19 protein-coding genes are annotated in these 22,127 nt (G+C 72.1%); 13 read left to right on the top strand and 6 right to left on the bottom strand.

What is annotated here, in order from left to right; translation table 11 throughout:
* The first annotated feature begins 64 nt into the window (after positions 1 to 64).
* From SJY07_RS14905 to SJY07_RS14895, 3 genes are all read left to right on the top strand, one after another.
* Positions 65 to 913: a glycosyltransferase family 8 protein gene (locus SJY07_RS14905; protein ID WP_328293470.1), complete on the top strand. Its 849-nt coding sequence runs from the start codon at positions 65 to 67 to the stop codon at positions 911 to 913.
* A 152-nt stretch (positions 914 to 1,065) separates the two neighbouring features.
* Positions 1,066 to 2,139 (top strand): winged helix DNA-binding domain-containing protein, encoded by a 1,074-nt coding sequence (locus tag SJY07_RS14900; protein ID WP_380160160.1) that lies wholly within the window; start codon positions 1,066 to 1,068, stop codon positions 2,137 to 2,139.
* Positions 2,140 to 2,205: 66 nt separating this feature from the next.
* Positions 2,206 to 3,021 (top strand): nuclear transport factor 2 family protein, encoded by an 816-nt coding sequence (locus tag SJY07_RS14895; protein WP_380160158.1) that lies wholly within the window; start codon positions 2,206 to 2,208, stop codon positions 3,019 to 3,021.
* 79 nt (positions 3,022 to 3,100) lie between these two features.
* Here SJY07_RS14895 and SJY07_RS14890 read toward each other — a convergent pair whose 3' ends face one another.
* A complete protein-coding gene (locus SJY07_RS14890; protein WP_380160154.1) occupies positions 3,101 to 3,832 on the bottom strand; it encodes an SDR family oxidoreductase in 732 nt (243 codons plus the stop codon).
* A 106-nt stretch (positions 3,833 to 3,938) separates the two neighbouring features.
* Here SJY07_RS14890 and SJY07_RS14885 point away from each other — a divergent pair, with 106 nt between their 5' ends.
* Together SJY07_RS14885 and SJY07_RS14880 are read left to right on the top strand one after the other, a co-directional pair.
* Positions 3,939 to 4,616 (top strand): TetR/AcrR family transcriptional regulator, encoded by a 678-nt coding sequence (locus SJY07_RS14885; protein ID WP_380160152.1) that lies wholly within the window; start codon positions 3,939 to 3,941, stop codon positions 4,614 to 4,616.
* Between the two features lie 80 nt (positions 4,617 to 4,696).
* Positions 4,697 to 5,677, top strand: coding sequence for an aldo/keto reductase (locus tag SJY07_RS14880; RefSeq protein WP_380160150.1), 981 nt, complete (start codon positions 4,697 to 4,699; stop codon positions 5,675 to 5,677).
* Between the two features lie 45 nt (positions 5,678 to 5,722).
* Here SJY07_RS14880 and SJY07_RS14875 read toward each other — a convergent pair whose 3' ends face one another.
* Positions 5,723 to 6,865 carry a pyridoxal phosphate-dependent aminotransferase gene (locus SJY07_RS14875; RefSeq protein WP_380160148.1) on the bottom strand — a complete coding sequence of 381 codons (1,143 nt, stop codon included), beginning with the start codon at positions 6,863 to 6,865 and terminating at the stop codon, positions 5,723 to 5,725.
* A 46-nt stretch (positions 6,866 to 6,911) separates the two neighbouring features.
* Positions 6,912 to 7,331, bottom strand: a complete 420-nt coding sequence (locus SJY07_RS14870) for a VOC family protein (RefSeq protein ID WP_380160146.1) — start codon at positions 7,329 to 7,331, stop codon at positions 6,912 to 6,914.
* 103 nt (positions 7,332 to 7,434) lie between these two features.
* On the opposite strand from SJY07_RS14870, the gene SJY07_RS14865 reads away from it, so the two are divergent.
* On the top strand, positions 7,435 to 8,379 hold the full coding sequence (locus SJY07_RS14865) for a helix-turn-helix transcriptional regulator (RefSeq protein ID WP_380160144.1): 945 nt from the start codon (positions 7,435 to 7,437) through the stop codon (positions 8,377 to 8,379).
* 49 nt (positions 8,380 to 8,428) lie between these two features.
* On the opposite strand, the gene SJY07_RS14860 is transcribed toward SJY07_RS14865, so the two are convergent.
* Positions 8,429 to 9,202: a DUF1684 domain-containing protein gene (locus SJY07_RS14860; RefSeq protein ID WP_380160143.1), complete on the bottom strand. Its 774-nt coding sequence runs from the start codon at positions 9,200 to 9,202 to the stop codon at positions 8,429 to 8,431.
* Positions 9,203 to 9,359: 157 nt separating this feature from the next.
* On the opposite strand from SJY07_RS14860, the gene SJY07_RS14855 reads away from it, so the two are divergent.
* From SJY07_RS14855 to SJY07_RS14830, 6 genes are read left to right on the top strand one after another with little or no spacing between them, the layout of a single operon-like run.
* Positions 9,360 to 10,709 carry a cytosine permease gene (locus tag SJY07_RS14855; protein ID WP_328293480.1) on the top strand — a complete coding sequence of 450 codons (1,350 nt, stop codon included), beginning with the start codon at positions 9,360 to 9,362 and terminating at the stop codon, positions 10,707 to 10,709.
* 28 nt (positions 10,710 to 10,737) lie between these two features.
* Positions 10,738 to 12,324: a hydantoinase/oxoprolinase N-terminal domain-containing protein gene (locus tag SJY07_RS14850; RefSeq protein WP_380160140.1), complete on the top strand. Its 1,587-nt coding sequence runs from the start codon at positions 10,738 to 10,740 to the stop codon at positions 12,322 to 12,324.
* Positions 12,317 to 13,429: a DUF917 domain-containing protein gene (locus tag SJY07_RS14845; RefSeq protein WP_328293482.1), complete on the top strand. Its 1,113-nt coding sequence runs from the start codon at positions 12,317 to 12,319 to the stop codon at positions 13,427 to 13,429. Before SJY07_RS14850 ends, SJY07_RS14845 begins: the two co-directional genes overlap by 8 nt.
* Positions 13,426 to 14,532, top strand: a complete 1,107-nt coding sequence (locus tag SJY07_RS14840) for a DUF917 domain-containing protein (RefSeq protein WP_380160138.1) — start codon at positions 13,426 to 13,428, stop codon at positions 14,530 to 14,532. The genes SJY07_RS14845 and SJY07_RS14840 overlap by 4 nt, the downstream gene beginning before the upstream one ends.
* A gap of 42 nt (positions 14,533 to 14,574) precedes the next feature.
* Entirely contained in the window at positions 14,575 to 15,636 is a 1,062-nt protein-coding gene (locus SJY07_RS14835; protein WP_380160136.1) for a DUF917 domain-containing protein, read from the top strand.
* Positions 15,636 to 17,150: a PucR family transcriptional regulator gene (locus SJY07_RS14830; RefSeq protein WP_380162341.1), complete on the top strand. Its 1,515-nt coding sequence runs from the start codon at positions 15,636 to 15,638 to the stop codon at positions 17,148 to 17,150. Before SJY07_RS14835 ends, SJY07_RS14830 begins: the two co-directional genes overlap by 1 nt.
* Positions 17,151 to 17,170: 20 nt before the next feature.
* Here the strand turns inward: SJY07_RS14830 and SJY07_RS14825 are convergent, their stop codons facing one another.
* Entirely contained in the window at positions 17,171 to 18,163 is a 993-nt protein-coding gene (locus tag SJY07_RS14825; RefSeq protein WP_328293485.1) for an LLM class flavin-dependent oxidoreductase, read from the bottom strand.
* A gap of 115 nt (positions 18,164 to 18,278) precedes the next feature.
* Here SJY07_RS14825 and SJY07_RS14820 point away from each other — a divergent pair, with 115 nt between their 5' ends.
* A complete protein-coding gene (locus SJY07_RS14820; RefSeq protein WP_380162339.1) occupies positions 18,279 to 19,046 on the top strand; it encodes a putative protein N(5)-glutamine methyltransferase in 768 nt (255 codons plus the stop codon).
* Between the two features lie 68 nt (positions 19,047 to 19,114).
* Here SJY07_RS14820 and SJY07_RS14815 read toward each other — a convergent pair whose 3' ends face one another.
* On the bottom strand, positions 19,115 to 22,126 hold the full coding sequence (locus tag SJY07_RS14815) for a replicative DNA helicase (RefSeq protein ID WP_380162337.1): 3,012 nt from the start codon (positions 22,124 to 22,126) through the stop codon (positions 19,115 to 19,117).
* Position 22,127: the final 1 nt, after the last annotated feature.

The following is a 22,127-nucleotide window of genomic DNA, read 5'->3' as shown; positions in this document are numbered from 1 at the left end:
GACCGATCCAGCACCACACAGATCCAGCACCGAACAGATCCAGCACCGAACAGGGAGTGCATCGATGAAGGCGTGGGCCACGCTGCTGACGCAGCCGGAGTACCTGGTGGGCGTGCAGGTCCTGCACGCCTCGTTGCGACGTTCGGGAACCCGGCACCCGCTCGTGGTGATGGTGACCCCGAACATCGACGACCCCAGCCGGCAACGACTCGTCGACGACGGCTGCCTCGTCCGCGAACTCCCGCCGTTGCGGCCCGACAGCCGTCTCGAGGCCCGCTACGCCAACGCCCGGTTCGCGGAGGTGTGGACGAAGCTCGGCGCCTGGGACCTGGTCGAGTTCGAGCGCCTCGTGGTGCTGGACGCCGACATGCTCGTCGTGGCCGGCATGGACGAACTGTTCGACCTCGACCTCCCCGACGGCGGGGTCGCCGCCTGCCACGCCTGCCGGTGCAACCCCAACCGGATCGCCAGCTACCCCGCGTCGTGGACCCCGCAGAACTGCTTCTACACGCACTGCCGCGGGATCGAGCACACCGAGGAACCCGACGAGGTCGACAACTACTTCAACGGCGGGTTCCTCGTCATCGAACCCGACCACGAGGCGTTCACGTCGATGCTGACCCGCCTCAGCGGGCTCACGGACCTCTCGCAGTACCAGTTCGCCGAGCAGGACTTCCTCAACGAGTTCTTCGCCGGCCGTTGGCGCCCCATGCCCTACGTCTACAACGCACTGAAGACCCTCCCCCACCAGCACCCCGCGCTGTGGAACCTCGACGAGGTGAAGAACATCCACTACATCATCGACAAGCCGTGGGAGGGCCGGACGGAACCCGGCAGCCGCTACCACGAGCTGCACGAGATGTGGTGGGCGGTGGCCGAGCAGGACGTGCTGGTCAGCCCACCGAAACCCTGAACCGAGCCGGGCTTCTTCGTCCGACCTGCGGTCGCCGCGATCTCCCTCCGTCCCTGAGGCTCGGTCGACGTCGGTCCCCGCCGGGAGGAGACCGGGATCACCGCGGGCTGGTGGTCGGCGGATCGGGGTCGGTGCGCAGGTAGTTTGTCCGGGTGACACGGCTGGCGGCGCGCGACGTCGGGACCTGGCGGCTGGTGGCGCAGCGGGTCGTCCCGGTGCTCGCGTCGGCGACCGCCGTGGTCGGGCACCTGGCCGCCGTCCAGGCCCAGGACCTGCGCGGCGCCGCGACCGCCGTCGCGATCCGGACGCCGGCCCGGCCCACGGCCGACCTGGCGCGGGCGCTGGACGCGGGCGAGGTCGTGCGGTCCTGGCCGATGCGCGGCACCCTGCACCTGATCGCCGCGGCGGACCTGTTCTGGGTCCTCGAGCTGTGCGCGGCTCGGACGGTCACCGCGACGAGACGTCGTCGCGCCGACCTGGGGATCGCCGACGCCGACCTCGAGACCGCGCACCGCGTGGCCGCGGAGTTCCTGGCGGGAACGGGCCGCTCCACCCGGGCCGACCTCCTCACCGAGTTCGCACGGCACGGCCAGGCGACGACGGGCGGCCGCGGGTACCACCTGCTCCTCCACCTCTGTCTGCTCGGCGTCCTCTGCCAGGGACCGCTGGCCGGTCGTGAACAGACGTTCGTGCTCGCCGGGGACTGGGTGCGGGCTCGGCGGACACCGGAGGACCCGTTGGCGGAGTGGACGCGTCGCTACCTGCGTTCCCACGGGCCCGCGACCCCGGCGGACCTCGCCGCCTGGACGGGACTGCCGCTCGGCACCGCCCGGCGGGGTTTCGCCGCCGTGCGCGACGAGTTCGAGGCGGTTCTCGTCGACGACGTCGAGCACCTCGTCCATCCCGAGGTTCCCGAACTGCTCGCCACCCACCGCCGGGCCGTGCGCGACCTGCACCTGCTGCCCGGGTTCGACGAGTTCCTGCTCGGCTACGCCGACCGCTCGCACGTCCTGGCTCCCGGCTACGCCGAGCGGGTGACCCCCGGCGGGAACGGGATCTTCCGCGGGACGGTGGTGGTGGCGGGGAACGTCGTCGGTACCTTCACCCGGGCCGGGACGGAACTCGACGTCGAGCCGTTCGCCGAACTCTCCGTCCCCCGGGCGAAGGCCCTGGCCCGACGCCGTACGGGGTTCCCGTCCGGCTGGCTGGACTCCGTCACACCCTGACGGCGTGTGAGCCGGATCACCGGCCCTCGTCCGAACGCCACGGCACCGGACACCGTTCCGCAGGGCATGAGGACCTCTCGCCGAGCGCTGTTCACCGCGGGTGCCGCGATCGCCGTGCTGATCTCCGGGTGCAGCTCCACCGACGCGCCAGCGACGCAGCCGTCCTCCACCACCACGTCCGCGACACCCACCGCCAGCCAGCCGGACCGGGCCGACCGGGCGACGGAGGACGCCGACCTGGCCGTCGTGAAGAAGATCTTCACGACCGATCCGCCCGGTCTGCAGGCCGGTCAGCAGGCCGTCATCGCCCGGACGGCCGCCGACGGCGACCTGGTGGCGGTCCACTGGCACGAGACCGCCGATCCGTCACAGCCCTGGAGCGGTCGAGCGCACATCGACCTCTACCGTCTCGCCGGCGGGAAGGTCACCTCCCACTGGGCCCTGGCCCAGGACGTTCCCGCGTCCGGGGCCAGCGGCCACACCATGTTCGACGACGCCTACCCGGCGACGGGCGCGCCGCCCGGCGAGGAGGGCGAGGAGACGCAGCGCGCGTTCGCCGTCGGCGCCTACGACACGCTCTTCCGCGACCAGGACCCCAGCGTGCTCGACCGCTCCTTCGACCCGGGCTACCTCCAGCACAACCCGCTGGTGCCCGACGGGACCGCGTCTCTCAAGCAGTTCTTCGCCGGCGCCGCCTTCCCCCCGCAGGAGTCGGCGGTGTCCCTCTCGGACGGCGACCTCGTCTGGACCTTCTCCCGGCCCGTGGGGTCGCCGAACCCGGAGGACATCGCCGCGGGTGACGTGTTCCGGGTCGCCGGCGGGAAGATCGTCGAACACTGGGACGTCGTGCCCACGGCCGCTGTCGCACCGACGACCGACTGAACCGCCGTCGACGACCTCCTCGACCGCGTTCTCCTGGTCCTCCTGCGCGGGGGCGCTCAGCGGGGGACGCGCGGAGACGTCAGACGATCCCGCCGTTCGCGCGGACGACCTGTCCGTTCACCCAGCGTCCCGGTCCGGCGAGGAACGCCACGACCTCGGCGATGTCCGTCGGCTGTCCGAGGCGTTCCAGGGGCGGTTGCGCGGCCATCCGCGCGACGGTGGCGTCGTCCTTGCCGTCGAGGAACAGTTCGGTCGCCGTCGGGCCGGGCGCGACCGCGTTGACGGTGATGTCCCGCCCGCGCAGTTCCCGCGCCAGGATCATGGTCATCCCCTCGACGGCGCTCTTGCTGGCGACGTAGGCGCCGTAGGTGGGCAGCTGCAGACCGACGACGGAGGTCGAGAGGCCGATGATCGCGCCCCCGTCGCGGACGCGGCGGGCGGCCTCGCGGGCGACGACGAAACTGCCCCGGACGTTGGTGCGGTGCAGGGCGTCGAGGTCGTCGAGGTCGAGGTCGGCGATGGTGGACAGCGACAACCGTCCGGCCGAGTTCACGACGACGTCGATCCCGCCGAACGTCTCCTGCGCGGTGTCGAACATCGCCGCGACGGCGTGCTCGTCGGCGACGTCGGCCTGGGCCGCGACGGCCTTTCCGCCGGCTGCGGTGATCTCCTCGACGACGTCGGCCGCGGCCTGCGCGGAACCCGCGTAGCCGACGACGACGGCCTGCCCGCGGGCGGCGAGGGTGGTGGCGATGCTGCGGCCGATGCCGCGGGATCCCCCGGTGACGATGGCCACGCGCTGGTCGGTCATCTCGACAACCTCCTCATAGCGTCGATACGTCTTGTACGTATCGTCGATACAGCGACCGTAGCACGCACTCTGGAGCATCGCTACCCTCATCACGTACCATCGCTACATGAGCACCGAGACGCGCGCGGCGATCCTGGAGGCGGCCGAGCGCCTCCTCGTGGCCTCCGAGGACCACGACATCGCCACCCGTGCCGTGTGCGAGGCCGCCGGGGTGACCCAGCCGGTCCTCTACCGCCAGTTCGGGGACAAGAAGGGGCTGCTGGACGCCCTCGCCGACACCGGTTTCGAGCGCTACGCGGCCCGCAAGGCAGAGTTGCCGGAATCGGGAGACCCGGTGGCCGACCTGCGCCTGGGGTGGGACGACCACATGGACTGGGCCTCGGCCAACCCGGCGCTCTACCAGTTGATGTTCGTCCCGCGCCCCCGCTCCCGGTCGCTCGCGCGCCGACGGGTCTTCGACCTGCTCGCGAAGGCCCTCACCCGCGTCGCGGCCACCGGCGGGCTCTGCGCGGACCCGCGCGACGCCGCCCAGGTGGTCCTCTCGGCCAACGTGGGAGCCGCCCTGAACCGGATCGCCCAACCGGAACTGTTCGACGCGGAGCTCTCGCACCGGATGCGCGACACCGTGTTCGCGTCGTTGCTGGCGGAACCCCCGGCCGTCGGCACGGGGGGCACCTCGGCCGCCGCCCGGCAACTGCGCGCCGCCCTCGAGGTCACGCCGACGGAGGCGCTGGAACCCGAGGAGAGCGCCCTGCTGCGACGCTGGCTGGAACGTCTCGACTGACGGTGACCGGGGACGAGGTGACCTGGGAACGATCGCAGCGCCCCCTGTCGCGCACCACCTCGCCCGCGTAGGGTTCCGGCATGGAGTACCGACACCTCGGACGCACAGGGCTGCGCGTCTCGCCGCTGTGCCTCGGAACGATGAACTTCGGCCCGCGCACGAGCGAAGCCGACAGTCACACCGTCATGGACGCAGCGCACGAGCACGGCATCAACTTCTTCGACAGCGCCAACGGCTACGGCAGCCACAAGGGAGAGACGGAGGAGATCGTCGGGCGCTGGTTCGCCCAGGGCGGCGGGCGCCGCGAGAAGACCGTCCTCGCCACCAAGTTGTACGGCGACATGACCGACTGGCCCAACGACGGCAAGCTCTCCGCCTACAACATCCGCCAGGCCTGCGACGCCTCGCTGAAGCGGCTGCAGACCGACCACATCGACCTCTACCAGATGCACCACGTCGACCGCGCGACGCCGTGGGAGGAGATCTGGGAGGGCATGAGCGTCCTGCGCCAGCAGGGCAAGATCCTGTACGCGGGTTCCTCGAACTTCGCGGGCTGGCACCTCGCTGCCGCGCAGGCCAGCGCCGCGGAACGCAAGGTCGTCGGCCTGGTCAGCGAGCAGTCGCTCTACAACCTCATGTCGCGCTGGGTGGAACTCGAGGTGCTGCCGGCCGCAGAGCACTACGGCCTCGGCGTCATCCCCTGGTCGCCGCTCGCCGGCGGTCTGCTGGGTGGGGTCCTCGCCAAGCAGGCGAAGGGCGACGAAGGCCGGGGCACCGCGAACACCGAGGGCATCGAGAAGAACCGCGCGACGCTCGAGGCGTACGAGGGGTTCTGCCGCGAACTGGGTGAGGACCCGGCGGACGTCGGGATCGCCTGGCTGCTGACGCGGCCCGCGGTGACCGCCCCCATCATCGGGCCCCGCACGGTCGAGCAACTCACGAAGTCCCTGCGCAGCATCGACCTCGTCCTTGACGAGAAGGCGCTCGCGCGCCTCGACGAGCTGTTCCCGGTGCCGTTCCCGAACGGCAGCAAGCCCGCACCGGAGGCCTACGCCTGGTGAGGAGCGGGACCGGCCGGGGGCTCACCCCGGCCGGTCCCGACCGGATCAGGAACGGTCCGGAAGCCGGGAGAGCCCGGTCACGACGTCGTCGCGGGTCCCGGCCAGCGACACCCGGATCCACCCCTCACCCTGGGAACCGAACGCCGACCCGGGTGCGACGGCCACCTTGTGCTTCACCAGGAACCGCTCGCACCAGGTCGAGACGTCGCCGCCGCTGGCGTGCGCGACCTCGATCCAGAGGTAGAACGCCCCCGCCGGACGCTGGAACCGGATCCCCTTGCGCGAGAGCAGGTCGCACGCGGCCTCGAGGTTCCCGCGGTAGTGCTCGCGGGCGTCGGTGACGACCTGCTGGTCTCCCTCGAGCGCCGCGAGCGCGGCGAACTGGGCGGGCGCGTTGACGCAGCTGACCGTCGCCTCCTGCGCGGTGCGCAGCAACGCGTCCCACTGCGGCGGCGCCACCAGCCAGCCCACCCGGGCCCCGGTGAGGGCGTAGGTCTTGGAGAACGAGAACACGCTGAGCACGCGTCCGTCGGTGTCCAGCGACGCGGTGCTGACGTGCGGGGTCCCGTAGGTGAACTGCTCGTACACCTCGTCGCTGATCACCCACAGGTCGTGCTCCGCGGCGACGTCGAGCAACTGCCGCAGGACCTCCGCCTCGTAGACGGTGCCCAACGGGTTCGACGGGGAGTTCACCAGCAGCACCCGGGTGCGTGGGGTGATCGCCGCCCGCAACGACGCCAGGTCCGGGCGGAAACCCCGTGCGGGGTCGAGGCGGTAGGGCACCGGGACCGCGCCGACGTGGCGCGCCGTCATGGCGAAGTTCACGTACCCGGGGTCGGGGACCAGGACCTCGTCCCCCGCGTCCAGCGTCAGCGACATCGCCTGGTGCAGGGCCTGCATCCCGCCGGCCGTGACCCACACCTGGTCGGGCGTGACGTCGAGACCGTTGTCCCGCCTCAGCTTCGCCGCGATCGCCGTCCGCAGCGGGGCAATCCCGCCGTTGGGCGTGTAGTTCGTGACGTCCTGCTCCCACGCCCGGGCCCCGGCGGCGAGGACGTGCGGGGCGACGGGGAGGTCGGGTTCCCCGACGTTGAGGAAGACGACGTCGTCGATCCCCTGCGCCAGGTCGTAGATCCGGCGGATCGCGGAGGCGGGGATGCGGAGGGCGTGCGGGGCGACGGAGGGCACGTCCCGATGCTCCCACGCGGGCTCCTCCCGGGCGGGGCCGCGTCGCTCACCGGACCGGGGCCGGGGTCCCGACGGTCCCGGCGGCGAGGACCTCGAGGTAGTGCGCGCTGCGCATCAACCCCAGGACGTTGCCGAACGGGTCCACGACGGAGGCCCCGGTGAAACCCTCCCCGAACTCGCGAGCGGGCTGGAACAGCGTGGCCCCGAGCTCCAGGGTGCGCTCGATCGCCGCGTCGAGGTCGTCGACCTGCCAGTAGAGGACGACGCCACCGGGCCGGTCGGTGGACGGCACCCCGCCGAGCTGCCCGGCGAACTCCCCGTTGAGGATGCCCAGCTCGTGCTGGTAGTCGCCGATGCGGAACTCGGCGTACCAGGGCTGGTCGAAGTACGGCGCGACCCCCAGCAGTTCGGTGTACCAGCGCTTGGCCCCCTCGAAGTCGTTCGCCAGCAGCGCCACGGTCGACATCCCTCGCAACATCGGGTCCTCCATCGGTTCGGGTGGTTCGTGGTCCCCACCCTGGCGCCTGAAGTGCTCACCTCCTGAGCACTTTCCACGGCAGACTCCTGACGTGCGCGCAGACCGGCTCGTGGCCGTCCTCCTGCTCCTGCAGTCGCGGGGGCGGGTGACGGCCGCGGAGGTGGCCGCCGAGCTCCGGACCTCGTTGGCCACCGCCCGCCGCGACCTCGAGGCGCTGTCCACCGCGGGGATCCCGGTCTACCCGCAGCCCGGTCGAGGTGGTGGCTGGTCGCTGGTCGGCGGCGCCCGCACCGACCTCTCGGGCCTCACCGGCGACGAAGCCCGCGCCCTCTTCCTCACCGTCGGACCGACCGCGACCGACCCGGTCGCCCGGGCAGCGCTGCGCAAGCTCGTCCGCGCGTTGCCCGCGACCTTCCGCGCCGACGCCGAGGCCGCCGGGCAGGCCGTCGTGGTCGACCCGGCCCGCTGGGGAGCCGCCGAACGCACCCGCCCCGCACTGGTGGAACGGTTGCAGCGGCACGTGGTCGCCCGCACCCGGGTCCGCCTCACCTACGCGAACCGGCGCGGCACGAGCGAACGACTCCTCGACCCGCTCGGCCTCGTCGACAAGGACGACGTCTGGTACCTGGTGGCCGACGGCGAGTCGGGTCGGCGGACGTTCCGGGTGGACCGGATCAGCGGTGTCGAGGCCACCGGGGAACGCTTCGAGCACCCCACCGCCTTCGACCTCGCCCGCGAGTGGCAGCGCGTCGTCGACGAGGTCGAGCGGCGCCGGGCGCTGAGCGGCGCCACCGTCGTGGTGCCGAACCGGTTCCTCCCCGTGCTGCGCGAGCAGTTCGGCCGGCACTGCACCGACGAGGAGGACCTCGGGGACGGACGCACCCGCTGCGCCCTCGCGGCACCCGCCCCGCTGGACCTGGCCCGCCACCTCGCCGGCTGGGGATCCGGCCTCGACGTGGAGGGTCCGGGGCCGGTGCGCCGGGAGCTGGGGCGGATCGGGCGGGAGCTGTCCGAGCGCTACCCGCCGGAGGACTGACGGGGAACCGCAGACCCGAGGTCAGGCGGGTTCCCGCACCGTCGACGGATCAGGCAGACGTGGGACCCGTCGGGCGCACCCGTCGTTCGCCGGCCCGGACGGCCACGGGAAGCCGGTTCTGCGGGGGCGGAACGGGGCAGGAGTAGGCGTCCGAGAACGCACAGGGCGGTAGGAAGGCACGGTTGAGGTCGAGTTCGAACGAGACCGGAACCGGGCCGGGGGTGACGTCGAGCACGAGGAAGCGCCCCGGGCGGTACGACTCCGTCCCGGTCGTGGCGTCGGCGAAGACGAGCACGGGGGTGGTCCCGTCCAGGAAGACGGTGAGCCGGTGCCGCATCCCGTCGAGGTCGAGGTCGACCGTGCCCGGAACGCGCTTCCGGTGACCGTCGTCGACGACGCGGGTGAAACCCCAGGGGACCTCGTCGACCGCAGGGGCGGGAGTGAAGACGGCAGGCAGCACCCAGCGCTCGTCGAAGTCCCACCGCTCGATGCCACCGAAGGCCGCCAGGGCCGGCGCCGACTCGTCGTAGACGCGCAGTTCCACGTCCCGGCCGTCGAGCGAGAACGCCTCGAACCACCAGCGCTCCCGGTGGATCCGGCGCGCCTGCTGCCCGCTGCCGGCCAGCCGCACGGACGTCCCGTCGGCCGCCGTCCAGACCAGGGCCCCGCCGCCCGCGTCGCGCACGGTGGCACCGGGTACCTGCTCCACCGGGACGGGTTCCGCACCCACCGGGAGGAACGCCACCAGGGCCAGGTTCCCCGGCACCCCGGCGACGGCGCGATCGCGCTCCTCGCACCAGCCCTGCCACGCGTCAGCTCCCACGGCGGTGAGTCTCCCGTCCCGCACCGGAGGGGGCGAGACGTTGCGGCTGTGCACTTGGCCCAGGTGGGACCGCTCCGGTGTGCAGGGAGCCTACTGACAGTCGAGAGCACGCCCCCTAGCGTTCGGCGCACCCCGCCCGCCGACCGAGGAGTTCACGATGGCCACTGCTTCCGCCGTCGACGACCACGCCCTGGGGCGTGTGCCCGACACCGCCCGGTACTCGTGGTGGTCCGTCGCCGTGCAGCGCTTCGGACAGATGTCGGCGCTGAGCCAGTTCCTGCTGGGCGCCACCCTGGGTTTCGGCATGACGTTCTGGAACGCGTTCCTGGCCTTCACCCTCGGTGCCGTGATCCTTGAGGTCGTCGCCGTCTTCGTGGGGATCATCGGGGCGCGCGAGGGGATGTCGACCTCGATGGTGGCGCGCTGGCTCGGTTTCGGCCGCGGCGGCTCCGCCCTCATCGGGCTCGCCATCGGCATCAGCCTGATCGGCTGGTTCGGCATCCAGTCCGCCGTCTCGGCCCAGGGGCTCGCCGCGACGTTGGGCGTCCTGCCGGCGTGGGGCTGGTCGCTGCTGTTCGGTCTCGTCGTCACCGCGATCTGCGTCGCCGGTTTCGACAAGATGGCCTGGACCGCCTACGTCACCGTCCCCCTGTTCCTGGTCCTCGTCGGCTGGGCGATCATCGGTGAACTCCTCAGCCACGACGTCGGCACCCTGATCTCGCAGGCCGCCCCCGGACCGCAGATCAGCGTCGCGGCGGGTACGACCATCGTCGCCGGCGGTTTCATCGTGGGTGCCGTCGTGACCCCCGACATGACGCGGTTCAACCGCAGCACCGCGGACGTCGTCAAACAGACCCTCGTCGGTGTGACCCTGGGTGAGTACGTCATCGGGATGGCCGGGGTCCTGCTCGCCCACGCCGTCGGCAGCGACCAGATCACGACCATCCTGACGTCCTCCGTCGGCTGGGTCGGCGTCCTCATCGTCGTCCTCGGCACCGTGAAGATCAACGACTGGAACCTCTACTCCTCGGGTCTGGGCGTCGTGAACTTCATCGGGACGCTGACCGGGAGGCCCGTCAACCGTGCGCTCACCACGGCCGTCCTCGGGGTCGTCGGATCGCTGCTCGCGGCCGGCGGCATCCTCGGTCGCCTCACCGACTTCCTGACGATCCTCGGCGTCGTCTTCCCGCCCATCGCGGGGATCATGGTCGCGGAGTACTTCGTCGTGAAGCGCTGGCGGGGGGTCCTCGAGTCCTCCCGCGCCGACGGCGGTGCGGTGCCGTCCACGTCGCCGACCTGGGTCCCGGCCACCCTCGCCGTGTGGCTGGTCGCCTCACTGATCGGGCACTTCGTCACCGTCGGCCTGGGCAGCGTGAACTCGCTCGTCGTCGGTTTCGTCCTCTACGTCGTCGCCGGGAAGACCGGGTTGCTGCGCGAGGTCGGCAGCAGCCGTACCACCGACGGCGAGTCGACCGCCGCCGTCGAGAACACCCCCGCCCCGGCCTGATCCGAAGATCCACCAGAGAGGCAGTTCCATGCGCATCGGCATCGACGTCGGCGGCACGAACACCGACGCGGTCCTGCTCGGCGACGCGGGCGAGGTCCTCGCCGCCGTGAAGACGGCCACCACCTCCGACGTCTCCGGCGGCATCGTCGCGGCTCTCGCGACGCTGCAGGGCAAGCACGCCTTCGACCCGATCGGCGTCCGGGCGGTGATGATCGGCACGACGCACTTCATCAACGCCCTCGTCGAAGCCCGGCGACTGGCCCCCACCGCCGCCCTGCGGCTCGGACTACCGGCGACGGCCTCGCTGCCGCCGATGGTCGACTGGCCGGAACGGCTCGTCGAGGCCGTCCACGGTCGCGCCTACCTCGCCCACGGCGGGCACGAGTTCGACGGCCGGAAGATCTCCGACCTCGACGAGGACGAACTGCGCCGGCACGCCGCCGACATGGCCGCCCACGGGGTGCGCAGCCTCGCGATCACCTCGGTGTTCTCCCCCGTCAGTGCCGAGTTCGAACTCCGCGCCGCCGAGGTCATCGCCGCGGAACTCCCGGAGATGGCGATCTCGCTCTCGCACGAGATCGGTCGCATCGGCCTGCTCGAACGGGAGAACGCGACCGTGGTCAACGCCGCCCTGCGCGAGCTCGCGGCCGGGATCGTCGACGGCCTGACGGCGTCCGTCCTCGGCGCAGGCATCCTCGCCCCGATCTACCTCAGCCAGAACGACGGCACGCTCATGGACGTCGAACACGCCCGCCGCTACCCCGTCTCGACGTTCGCCTCCGGGCCGACGAACTCGATGCGTGGGGCCGCGGTCCTCAGCGGGGTCGGGAACTGCGCCGTGATCGACGTCGGGGGCACGACGTCCGACGTCGGTGTGCTCACCCGGGGTTTCCCGCGGGAGGCCACCACCGAGGTGAGCGTGGCCGGCATCCGGACGAACTTCCGGATGCCCGACGTCCTCTCCATCGGGATCGGCGGCGGCAGCCTGGTCACCGGTACCCCGGACTCCGCCGCGGTCGGGCCACGGTCCGTCGGGTACCGGCTGACCGAGGAGGCGCTCGTCTTCGGTGGGTCCACCCTCACCGCGACCGACATCGCCGTGGCCGCCGGGCGCGCCGACATCGGCGACGCGTCCCTCGTGGCGCACCTCGACCGTTCCCTCGTGCGGGCCGCGCTCGAGCGCATCGCGGCCGACGTGGCCGACGCCGTGGACCGGATGCGCACGTCGTCCGCTCCCCTGCCCGTCGTGGCGGTGGGAGGCGGTTCCGTCCTGCTCCCCGATGTGCTGGCCGGCAGCGGTGAGGTCCTGCGACCGGAGAACTTCGCGGTCGCGAACGCCATCGGTGCCGCGATCGCCCAGGTGAGCGGTGAGGTGGACCGCGTGTTCACGATCGAACCCGGCCGTCGCCACGAGGTCCTCGACGCCGCCCGCGCCGAGGCCGTCGAACGGGCCGTGGCCGCCGGGGCCACCCCGAACTCCGTCGAGGTCCTGGAGGTCGACGAGGTGCCGTTGCCGTACCTTCCCGGTGGGGCCACCCGCATCCGGGTCAAGGCCGTCGGCGACCTGCAGCTGCACGGGGCGCGGGCCGGAGCGCCGGAGGTGGCCGGTGTCTGATCCGACGGGGGGACACCGGTTGCAGCGGCTGAGGATCGAGGACCTCGCCGACGTCGCGCGCGGCGCCGCCGTCCTCGGGACGGGTGGGGGCGGCGACCCTCACATCGGGGAACTGCTGGCCCGCTCCGCGGTGCGCAGGCACGGTCCGGTCGAACTCACCGCCCTGGCGGAACTGCCCGACGACGCCGTGGTGCTGCCCGTCGCGATGATGGGTGCCCCGACGGTCATGGTCGAGAAGCTCCCCTCGACCGAGCAGGTGGGCCGGGCCGTCGAGGTCCTCACCCGCCACCTCGGCCTGCGAGTCACCCACATCGCCTGCGACGAGGCGGGTGGGGTGAACTCGCTGATCCCGGTCGTCGCCGCGGCGGAACTCGGTCTCCCCCTGGTCGACGCCGACGGCATGGGCCGGGCGTTCCCGGAACTCCAGATGACCCTGCCGACGCTCTACGGGATCAAGGGGACCCCGATGTCCATCGTGGACGAGAAGGGCAACGCCGGGATCTTCGAGACGATCGACAACACCTGGGCCGAACGCCTGGCCCGGACCGCGACGGTCGAGATGGGGTGCTCGGCGATGATCAGCAACTACGCCATGTCCGGCGCGGAGGCCCGGCGGTCGCTGGTGCCCGGAACCCTGTCACTGGCCGCCGCCATCGGACGGACCATCACGGCGGCCAAGGGGTCCGACGACCCCGTCGCCCCCGTCGTGGACCACCTCGGCGGCCGCCTGCTGTTCACCGGCAAGGTGGTCGACGTGGCGCGGCGGACCACCACGGGCTTCGCCCGGGGCGAGGCGCGGCTGGAAGGGACGGCGGAGTTCACCGGCTCGACCCTGCTGCTGCAGTTCCAGAACGAGAACCTGGTGGCCGAACGGGACGGTGAGCTCGTCGCGACGGTCCCCGACCTCATCAGCACCCTCGACCTCGCGAGCGGGGAGGCCGTCACCACCGAGACGTTGCGCTTCGGCCACCGGGTCGCCGTCATCGCCTCGCCCTGCGACCCGCGCTGGCGCAGCGACGCCGGACTGGCCCTGGCCGGGCCGCGGGTGTTCGGCTACGACGTGGAACCCGTCCTGATCGACCTGGCGGCGGGGGTGCCGGCGTGAACTGGATCCTCGACGAGTCCCACCTGCCCGACCTGGCGCGCGGGGCGGCCCTGCTCGGCACCGGCGGCGGCGGGGACCCTTACATCGGACGCCTGCTCGTCCAGGAGGCGATCCGCGAGCACGGGCCGATCACCGTCCTCGACCCCGACGGCCTCGACGACGACCTGTTCATCGTGCCCACCGCGATGATGGGCGCTCCGACGGTCATGGTCGAGAAGGTGCCCCGCGGCAGCGAACCCGTCGTGGCGTTGCGCCGCCTCGAGAAGCACCTGGGCCGCACCGCGGGGGCCACGATGCCGATCGAGTGCGGCGGGCTGAACTCGATGATCCCGCTGCTCGTCGCAGCCCGCACCGGCCTGCCCGTCGTCGACGCCGACGGCATGGGCCGCGCGTTCCCGGAACTGCAGATGGAGACGTTCAGCGTCTACGGCGTGCACGGTTCCCCCATGGTCGTCGCCAGCGACCGGGAGGAGACGGTGCTCATCGAGACCGGCGCCGACGACGTGCGCATGGAACGGCTCTCCCGGGCCGTCACGATCCAGTTCGGTGGGGCCGCGCTGATCGCCGAGTACCCGATGAGCGGGGCCGACGCGAAGCGCACGGCGGTGCCGAGGACGCTCTCCCTGGCGCTCGGGGCCGGACGGACCATCCGCGAGGCCCGCGAGGCCCACGCGGATCCGGTGCAGGCCCTGCAGGAGTTCTTCGCGACGACGATCTACCGCCACCTGCGTGTCCTGTTCCGTGGGAAGGTGAGCGACGTCGAGCGGCGCACGACGGGAGGTTTCGCCCGGGGTTCGACCCGGATGACGGGTCCCGACGGCGGGACGCTGGAACTGCAGTTCCAGAACGAGCACCTCATCGCCCGCCGGGACGGCGAGGTCGTCTGCGTGGTGCCGGACCTCATCTGCGTCCTCGACGACTCCACGGGGGAACCCATCACCACGGAGGGTCTGCGCTACGGACAGCGGGTCGTGGTGGTCGGGATCTCGACGCCGGACCTGATGCGCACCCCGGCGGCGCTCGCGACGTTCGGGCCGGCGGCGTTCGGGCTGGACCTGGCGTTCACCCCGGTCGAGGAACTGTCCGCCGTTCCCGTCGGCTGAACCGGCTGCACGGGTGGACGCGGTCCGTGGCACGCTGCCGCCGTGCTGCTGACCGCGTCCGACGTGCCTGCGCTGGTCCGCGGCGCGGCCCTGTTCGGTTCGGGCGGCGGTGGTGACACGCGGGACACGGCGATCTTGCTGAGCCGTTCGATGGGCCAGGGGGTGGAACTCCTCGATCCCGAGCACGCGCCGGACGACACGGTCGTGGTCCCCGTCGGGCTGGTCGGGGCGACGAGCGTGCTGGCCGAGGAACTGCCGGGCGGCGCGGAGTTCACGACGGCCCTGCGCGCCGTGGAGCGCTGGACGGGAACGCGCGCGCAGGCCCTCGCGAGCATCGAGGCGGCAGGGGCGAACGCGCTGACGGCTCTGCTGGTCGCGACGGACGTGGGGCTCCCCGTCGTCGACGTGGACCTCTGCGGTCGGGCCCTGCCCCGCCTGGACCAGTTCTCGATCGCGGTGGACGGCCTGCCGTTGACGCCGTTGGTGCTGTGCCCGCCGGGTGGCTCGCTCGTCGTGCTCGACCACGCCCGACCGGCCCAGGTCGAGCGGACGGTCCGCAGCGTCCTGGGGTCCAGTGGTGGCTGGGCGGCGGTGGCCTTCCCACCGATGTCCCTGGAGGTGCTGCGTCGCAGCGGGACACCGACGACGACCCGGCGCTGCCTCGACGTGGGACGGCGACTGCTGGACCTTCCGGAGGCCGCCGCACCCGCACGGCTGGAGGCGGCGACGGGAGGTCGCGTGCTGGGCGCGGGGCGCGTCGTCGAGGTGGTGCGCAGTTCCGCGCGGGGTTTCGGCCGCGGCAGCCTGACGTTGCGCGATCGGCGGACTTCCGGGTTGCTGCGGTTGGAGATGGAGAACGAGTACCTCGTGGCCTTCGAGGACGGTGCCCCGGTGGCCACGACCCCGGACGTCATCGCCGTGCTGGAACGGCGCAGTATGCAGGCGATCTCGTGCGACCGGGCGACCCGTGGGTCGGAGGTCGTCGCCCTGCACCTGCCGGGTCCCGCGTTCTGGCGGGACGCACCGCGGTTGGACGCGGTGGCTCCCCGGGCGTTCGGCATCGACGTCGATCCCGTCCTCCTCCCCGCGGCGGTGTCGCCGTGATGCTCCCGCTGGCCTCGCTGCTGGACCTGCCGGGCTGGCGTGGCCGGGTCCGTGTCCTCGGTGGCAGTCCGACCGGGCGACGGGTCGGGTCGGTCGTGCTGGTGACCGATCGGGTCGAGCCTCGGGTGGGGGTCCTGGTGGCGACCGCGTCCGACCCGGCCGCGGAAGGCAGCGCCTGGCGGCTGGATGCCCTGCTGCGACGGGCGGCCGACGCCGGAGCCGGTGCGGTGCTGCTGCCCACGACGACGGACCTGCCGGCGCCGACGCGGTTGCTGTGCTCACGACTGGAGGTCTGCGTCCTCGGCTCGGAGGGGTCCTTCCTGGAGCTGCTGACGGAGGCCGCGGTCGCGCTGGCCGCCCCCGAGGTGGTCCGGGCGCGCACGGTGCTCCGGGTTCACACCGGGCTGGCCTCGGGCCGCGGGGACGGACCCGCTCGGCTCGTCACCCTGGTCGCGGAGGCCCTCGGGGTCCCGGTGGCCGTGCTGGACCGGGGCGGTCAGCACCTCGAGGGTTCCCCGCAGGAGGCCGGGCTGGCGGTCCCCCGGCCCGGTGAGGCGGTGCCGCAGCGGGCGGTCCTCGCCAGCGGCACCACCCTCGCGCAGCCGGTACTGCTGCCCGGCATCCCGGGGGTGCAGCGGTGGCTGGTGGCCTGGGTGCCGGACGAACGGGACGACGTCGTCGAGACCGCGGCCGACTGCCTCGTCGCCGGCGCGGTCGCTCTGGCCGGTCGGCTCGCGATGGACCGGCTGGTCCTCGAACGCGACGCCCGCGCCCGGACGGCCCTCCTCGCCGACGTCCTGCGGGGCGGGGACGACGCCTCAGCACTCCTGCGTCGTCGCGCGGCAGCCACCGGGTGGCCGCTGGACGGCTGGCACGTCGGCGTCCACGTCAGCACGGGTGACGGCGTCGACAACGCCGGGCTGCGGGCGGACGCGCTGGCGGCGTTCGCGGCGACGGGGACGGAACTCGTGCTCGTGGAACAGGACTCGGGCTGGACGGGATGGTGGACGGCGCCCCGGGAACCGAGCGCGGAACAGGTCCGGACGTTGGCCGCGTCGTTGCGGGCCGGGCACCGCGAGCTGCAGGGGTCCACAGGTTGCGCGACCGGGGTGGGCCGCCCGCACCCCGGACCGGGTGGGATCGCGACGACCCTGGCCGAAGCCTCGGACGCGGCCCGACTGGCCGGGAACCGTCCGGAACGGGGGCGGTTCCTGCACGTCGACCAGTTGGGGGTGGCCCAGACGTTGCTCGCCTGGACCCGGACGAACACGTTCGAACCTGCGGCGCAGAGCCTGCTGGCGCCCCTCGGGGCCCCGGACGGTGAACTCGTGCGGACGCTCGCGGCCTACCTCGACGCGGAGTCGTCGGTGACGGAGACGGCGGCCGTCCTGGGCGTGCACCGCAACACCGTCGCGGCGCGGGCCGCGCGCGTCGAGCAGTTGCTGCACGTGGACCTCGGCGACCCCGACCAGCGGTTGGCGCTGCACCTCGCCTGCCGCGCGCTCACCACCTGACTCCGCGCACCTCCCAGGGGTCACACACCCACGGGCTGCAGCGCCTCGGCGGTCAGCTGCACCGAACGCAGCCGCGCTTCGGTCGAGAGCGCCTGGTGGGCGACGATGAGTTCGTCGGCGCCGGTGGAGGCGGCGAACTCCTCGAGGTAGCTGCGCACCTCGGTGGGGGTGCCGACCGCCGCGTAGGCCTGCATCTGGCGGACGTGCTGTCCGGCAGCGGTCTCCATGAGGATGTCGACCTCGGCCTCGCTGAACGTGCGGCCGCGGCCGAAGAGCGACGTCGCGAACCGGCGCTGCACCCCGGCGAAGGACTCGCGGGCCGCGTCGGTGGTGTCGGCGGCCACGACGTTCACGCCGGCGATGACGTGCGGTTCGGCGAGCTGCTCGGAGGGGCGGAACTCGTTGCGGTACGCCGCGACCGCCGCACCGAGCTGCTGCGGGGCGAAGTGCGAGGCGAAGGCGTAGGGCAGACCGAGCGCGGCGGCCAGGTGCGCGCCGAACGTCGAGGAGCCCAGGACGTAGAGGGGGACCTTCAGCCCTGTCCCGGGGACCGCGTCGACTCCGGGGACGCGCGACTGGCCCGCGAAGTAGGCGCGCAGTTCGGCGACGTCCTCGGGGAACTGGGCGGAGGCGGCCGGGTCGCGGCGCAGCGCGTAGGTCGTCGCCTCGTCCGAGCCGGGCGCGCGACCGAGACCGAGGTCGATGCGCCCCGGGTACATCGCCTCGAGGGTGCCGAACTGCTCGGCGATGGCCAGCGGCGAGTGGTTGGGGAGCATGACCCCACCGGCGCCGAGGCGGATCGACGTCGTCTTCGCACCGATGTGCGAGATCATCACCGCGGGGGCGGACGACGCGATGGACGGCATGTTGTGGTGCTCGGCGTACCAGACCCGTCGGTAGCCGTGGGCCTCCGCCGTCTGGGCGAGCGCGACGCTCGCGGCGATGCTCTCGCCCGCCGACTCCCCGGGTGCGATGGGGGCGAGGTCCAGGACCGAGAGCACGAGCGACGACATGGTGCGACCTTTCGAACGGGACTGGTTCCTCTTGGAGCCAACCTCCGGAGCGGCCCGGGGATTCCGTGCGCCCCGCCCGACCCCCTGCAGGTGGTGCCAGACTCCGGTGGTGACCGTGGAGCTGGAGGACGTCGTCGCCCGGCTGCGCGCCGCGGGATGCGTGTTCGCCGAGCGCGAGGCAGAGCTGCTCCTCGCGACGGCGGACCCCGAACGGCTCGTGCTGCGACGGATCGCCGGCGAACGGCTCGAGGACGTCCTGGGGTGGGCGGAGTTCGCCGGGCTGCGGTTCACCGTCGCCCCCGGCGTCTTCGTCCCCCGCCACCGCAGCGAGTTCCTCGTCGAGATCGCCGTGGCCCGGACCAGACCCGGTGACGTGGTGCTCGACGTGGGCTGCGGGACCGGAGCACTCGGAGGCGCGTTGCGCGCCCGCGTCCCGGGGGTCGAACTGCACGCCACCGACGTCGACCCCGCGGCCGTCGCCTGCGCCCGGGAGAACCTGCCGGGTGCCGACGTCTTCCCCGGCGACCTCTTCGGCGGAGCTCCCGAGGGCCTGCGGGTGGACGTCCTGCTCGCCAACGTCCCCTACGTCCCCAGCTCCGAGATCGCCCACCTCCCGCCGGAGATGCGGGAGGGCGAACTGCGTTCCGCCCTGGACGGGGGCACCGACGGCCTCGACGTGCTGCGGCGCGTGCTCGCCGGTCTCGACGGGATCCTGTCCGAGCGCGGGATCTCGTTGAGCGAACTCGACGAGGACCAGGTCCCGCCCGCGGTGGAACTCACCCCCGCGGGTTTCTCGGCCGAGGTGTTCGCCGACACCTCGGACGAGGACGACGGGTCGCGCGTCGTGGTCTGGAGCCGCGCACCGGCCGGTGCGGCGCGCTGACCGCCCCTCCTCGACTGGAGCGTTTCGCGCCTGATCCGGCTCCGGAGGACGCGAAACGCTCCAATCGATCAGGTGGCCATGTCCACGAAGCGCGAGTAGTGCCCCTGGAAGGCGACGGTGATGGTGTCCGTCGGGCCGTTGCGGTGCTTGGCGACGATGAAGTCGGCCTCCCCTGCCCGTGGGGACTCCTTCTCGTACATGTCTTCGCGGTGCAGCAGGATGACCATGTCCGCGTCCTGCTCGATCGAGTTGTGGACCGCGATGCCGTTGGCGATGAAGTTGTGTCCGCCTGCGACCGTTGCGTCGTAGACCTGTTCCTCGCCGTCGGCCTCGATCGAGACGATCTCGTCCCACAACAGGTCGTTGACGGCGAGCACCTCCAGCTCAGCGCTGTCGAGGACCTGGGCGACGCGACCGAGACGCTCCCGCGACGGCGCGTGCTTCCAGAGGGAGCTGCCCCCGAACGACGTTCCCATCGCGGTGGCGAACTCGCGGTGGGTGATGTTCTTCTCGGTCAGCGTCCGGCGCACGTCGTCCCACACCTGGCGGGGCACGGTGTCGACGTTGGTGTTCGCGGACACGTCCCGGATGACCTCCAGCAACTGGTCGGCCAAGAGGCCCCTGGCACCGTGGACCCCGATCTCCTGCAGGAAGCGGCGCTGGTCGTCGACGCCCGAGACGTCCAGGGTGTACCCGGGGCGGTAGTTCGCCTTCGGCGTCGTGACGCGCACCCGGGTCGAGATGCCGAACCGGAGGAGCAGGCGTGAGACGTCGCGGATCAGCTGCAGGCTGGTGGACGCGTAGTAGATGCGCCCGCTGCGCCCGGACTGGTTCAGGGTGACGCTGCCGTCGGTCGCCCACAGGTGCCGCAGGAAGAGCGAGATCTGCTGCTTCGGGAGGTGGAACACCTGCTGCGGCACGAACTTCTCGTAGCTCCGCTTGCCGAAGAGACCCAGCTCGTCGAGCCATTCGGCCAAGGGGTTCCTGCGGCCGTGCGTCAGCCGGTACGGCGCCGGCAGCCGCAGGGTGACGCAACGAGCCGCCGCGTAATCGTCACGGATCGCCACGATCGAGAACGCCGCGGCGGCGGCCCCGGCCACCGCCGAGAGGTTCTCCTCGTCCACGCTCGCGTAGCGCAGGGGCTGCCTGCGCACGAACGACCCGTCACCGATGAGGTGCCCCAGGAGCAGGACCTGCTCGTCGGTCCAGCTCGCGACCCGCTCGGGGGCGGGAACGTGACGCGGCACACCGAGACGATCGGCGACGGAGAGCTCGCCGAGCGGTTTCCACCCGTCGTAGGTGAGGAAGGGGTGGTTCGCCGTCGCGCGAACCTCCTTGCCCGACGCCATCCTCAGCTTGAACACCGGCTTGACCCCGGTCGGGAAGACGTGGGTCAGGTGCCGACGGACGTAGCGCAGTGACTCGTCGAGCGACCAGACGGGCACGTCGCGAGCCTGCAGGGCGAAGAGCTCCTCCATCGTGGTCTCCGCACCCGTGTCCGCACGCAGCACGCGCGTCTCCGCGGTCAGGCAACCGGATTCGCGGAGGTCGGAGACCATCGGCCGCTTGTCCGTGCGCTGCTCGGGCCCACGGTTCAGCTGCGAGAGCGCGATGACCGGGACCTCGATCTCCTTGGCCAACAGCTTCAACGCACGGGAGAACTCCGAGACCTCCTGCTGGCGGCTCTCGACCTTCTTGCCGGACGTCATCAGCTGGAGGTAGTCGACGATGACGAGCTTCAGGTCCGCGCGCTGCTTCAACCGGCGGCACTTGGAGCGGATCTCCATGAGCGACATGTTCGGAGAGTCGTCGATGTAGAGCGGCGCCTCGTTGATGGCGCCCATCGTCCGCGCGAACCGCGTCCAGTCCGCGTCGTCCATGTTCCCCTTGCGCATCTTCTGCAGGGGGACCCGCGCCTCCGCGGAGAGCAGGCGCATCGCGATCTCGTTGCGCCCCATCTCGAGGGAGAAGATGACCGAGGCGAGACCGTGCTTGATCGACGCCGCCCGCGCGATGTCCAGTCCGAGGGTGGAGTTGTGCGTCGGGATCATCGAGCGGCCGGCGAGGTAGAGGTGGTCGTCGTTCGACACTTCGACGCAACGGACGGGGACCGAGGCGACGGGTCGGACCTCGGAGACCTTGTGGAACTCGACGTCGCCCCGGACCGGTGCGATCTGCACCACGTCCGACTGCAGGTCGGCACGCAGTTCTTCGGTCGTGCGGATCGCCGGACCGACGCTCCGGTGCACGGACCACTGGTGCTGCGCGTCCGCGACGATCACGCTGCCGTCGGAGAAGTGCACCTCGTAGCAGGGGCGCCCCTCCAACACCTCGGTCGCGGCGACCACGCGCGTGGGCCGACCGTCGGCGCCGATCAGGTCGTCGCCGACCGCGACCGACCCCATCGTCGTCCAACCCGTGGGCGTGGGCAGGGGAGTGTCGAGGGCCAGGGCCTTCCCGACCGCCGGTCGAGCCGCGATGACGATCATCTGACCGGGGTGCAGGCCGTTGGTCAGGCTGTCGAGGTCGGCGAAGCCGGTGGGGACGCCGACCATGCCCTCGCCGCGGTGGGAGCTGGCCTCGATCTCGTCGATGGTGCCCTCGATGACGTCACCGAGGACGGCGTAGTCCTCCTTGGTGCGCTTCTCGGTGACGGCGTACATCTCGGCCTGCGCGGAGTTCACGACGGACTCGACGTCCATGCCCTCGGAGCCGTAGCCCATCTGGACGATCCGGGTGCCGGCCTCGACGAGGCGGCGCAGGACGGCGCGCTCGCCGACGATCCGCGCGTAGAACGCGGCGTTGGCGGCGGTGGGGACGGTCGAGATGAGGTCGTGCAGGTAGGGGGTGCCGCCGACGCGGGTGAGCTCGCCCTTGTTGGTCAGCTCGGCCGACACCGTCACCGGGTCGGCGGGTTCGCCGCGCGAGTAGAGGTCGAGGATCGCCTCGTAGATGAGCTCGTGCGCGGGACGGTAGAAGTCCTGGCTCTTGATGACCTCGACGACGTCGGCGATGGCGTCCTTGGACAGCATCATCCCGCCGAGCACGCCCTGTTCGGCGGCGATGTCCTGGGGCGGCATC

This window comes from Kineococcus sp. R86509 (assembly GCF_042466365.1).
Taxonomy (GTDB): Bacteria; Actinomycetota; Actinomycetes; order Actinomycetales; family Kineococcaceae; genus Kineococcus.
This window is presented reverse-complemented; position numbering and strand designations above follow the sequence as displayed.

Bases quoted from the DNA above. Each gene is read 5' to 3' on its own strand.
- SJY07_RS14905 (WP_328293470.1), top strand. From the start codon at position 65: ATGAAGGCGTGGGCCACGCTGCTGACGCAGCCGGAGTACCTGGTGGGC.
- SJY07_RS14895 (WP_380160158.1), top strand. From the start codon at position 2,206: ATGAGGACCTCTCGCCGAGCGCTGTTCACCGCGGGTGCCGCGATCGCC.
- SJY07_RS14890 (WP_380160154.1), bottom strand. From the start codon at position 3,832: ATGACCGACCAGCGCGTGGCCATCGTCACCGGGGGATCCCGCGGCATC.
- SJY07_RS14885 (WP_380160152.1), top strand. From the start codon at position 3,939: ATGAGCACCGAGACGCGCGCGGCGATCCTGGAGGCGGCCGAGCGCCTC.
- SJY07_RS14880 (WP_380160150.1), top strand. From the start codon at position 4,697: ATGGAGTACCGACACCTCGGACGCACAGGGCTGCGCGTCTCGCCGCTG.
- SJY07_RS14870 (WP_380160146.1), bottom strand. From the start codon at position 7,331: ATGTCGACCGTGGCGCTGCTGGCGAACGACTTCGAGGGGGCCAAGCGC.
- SJY07_RS14855 (WP_328293480.1), top strand. From the start codon at position 9,360: ATGGCCACTGCTTCCGCCGTCGACGACCACGCCCTGGGGCGTGTGCCC.
- SJY07_RS14850 (WP_380160140.1), top strand. From the start codon at position 10,738: ATGCGCATCGGCATCGACGTCGGCGGCACGAACACCGACGCGGTCCTG.
- SJY07_RS14830 (WP_380162341.1), top strand. From the start codon at position 15,636: ATGCTCCCGCTGGCCTCGCTGCTGGACCTGCCGGGCTGGCGTGGCCGG.
- SJY07_RS14825 (WP_328293485.1), bottom strand. From the start codon at position 18,163: ATGTCGTCGCTCGTGCTCTCGGTCCTGGACCTCGCCCCCATCGCACCC.
- SJY07_RS14815 (WP_380162337.1), bottom strand. From the start codon at position 22,126: ATGCCGCCCCAGGACATCGCCGCCGAACAGGGCGTGCTCGGCGGGATG.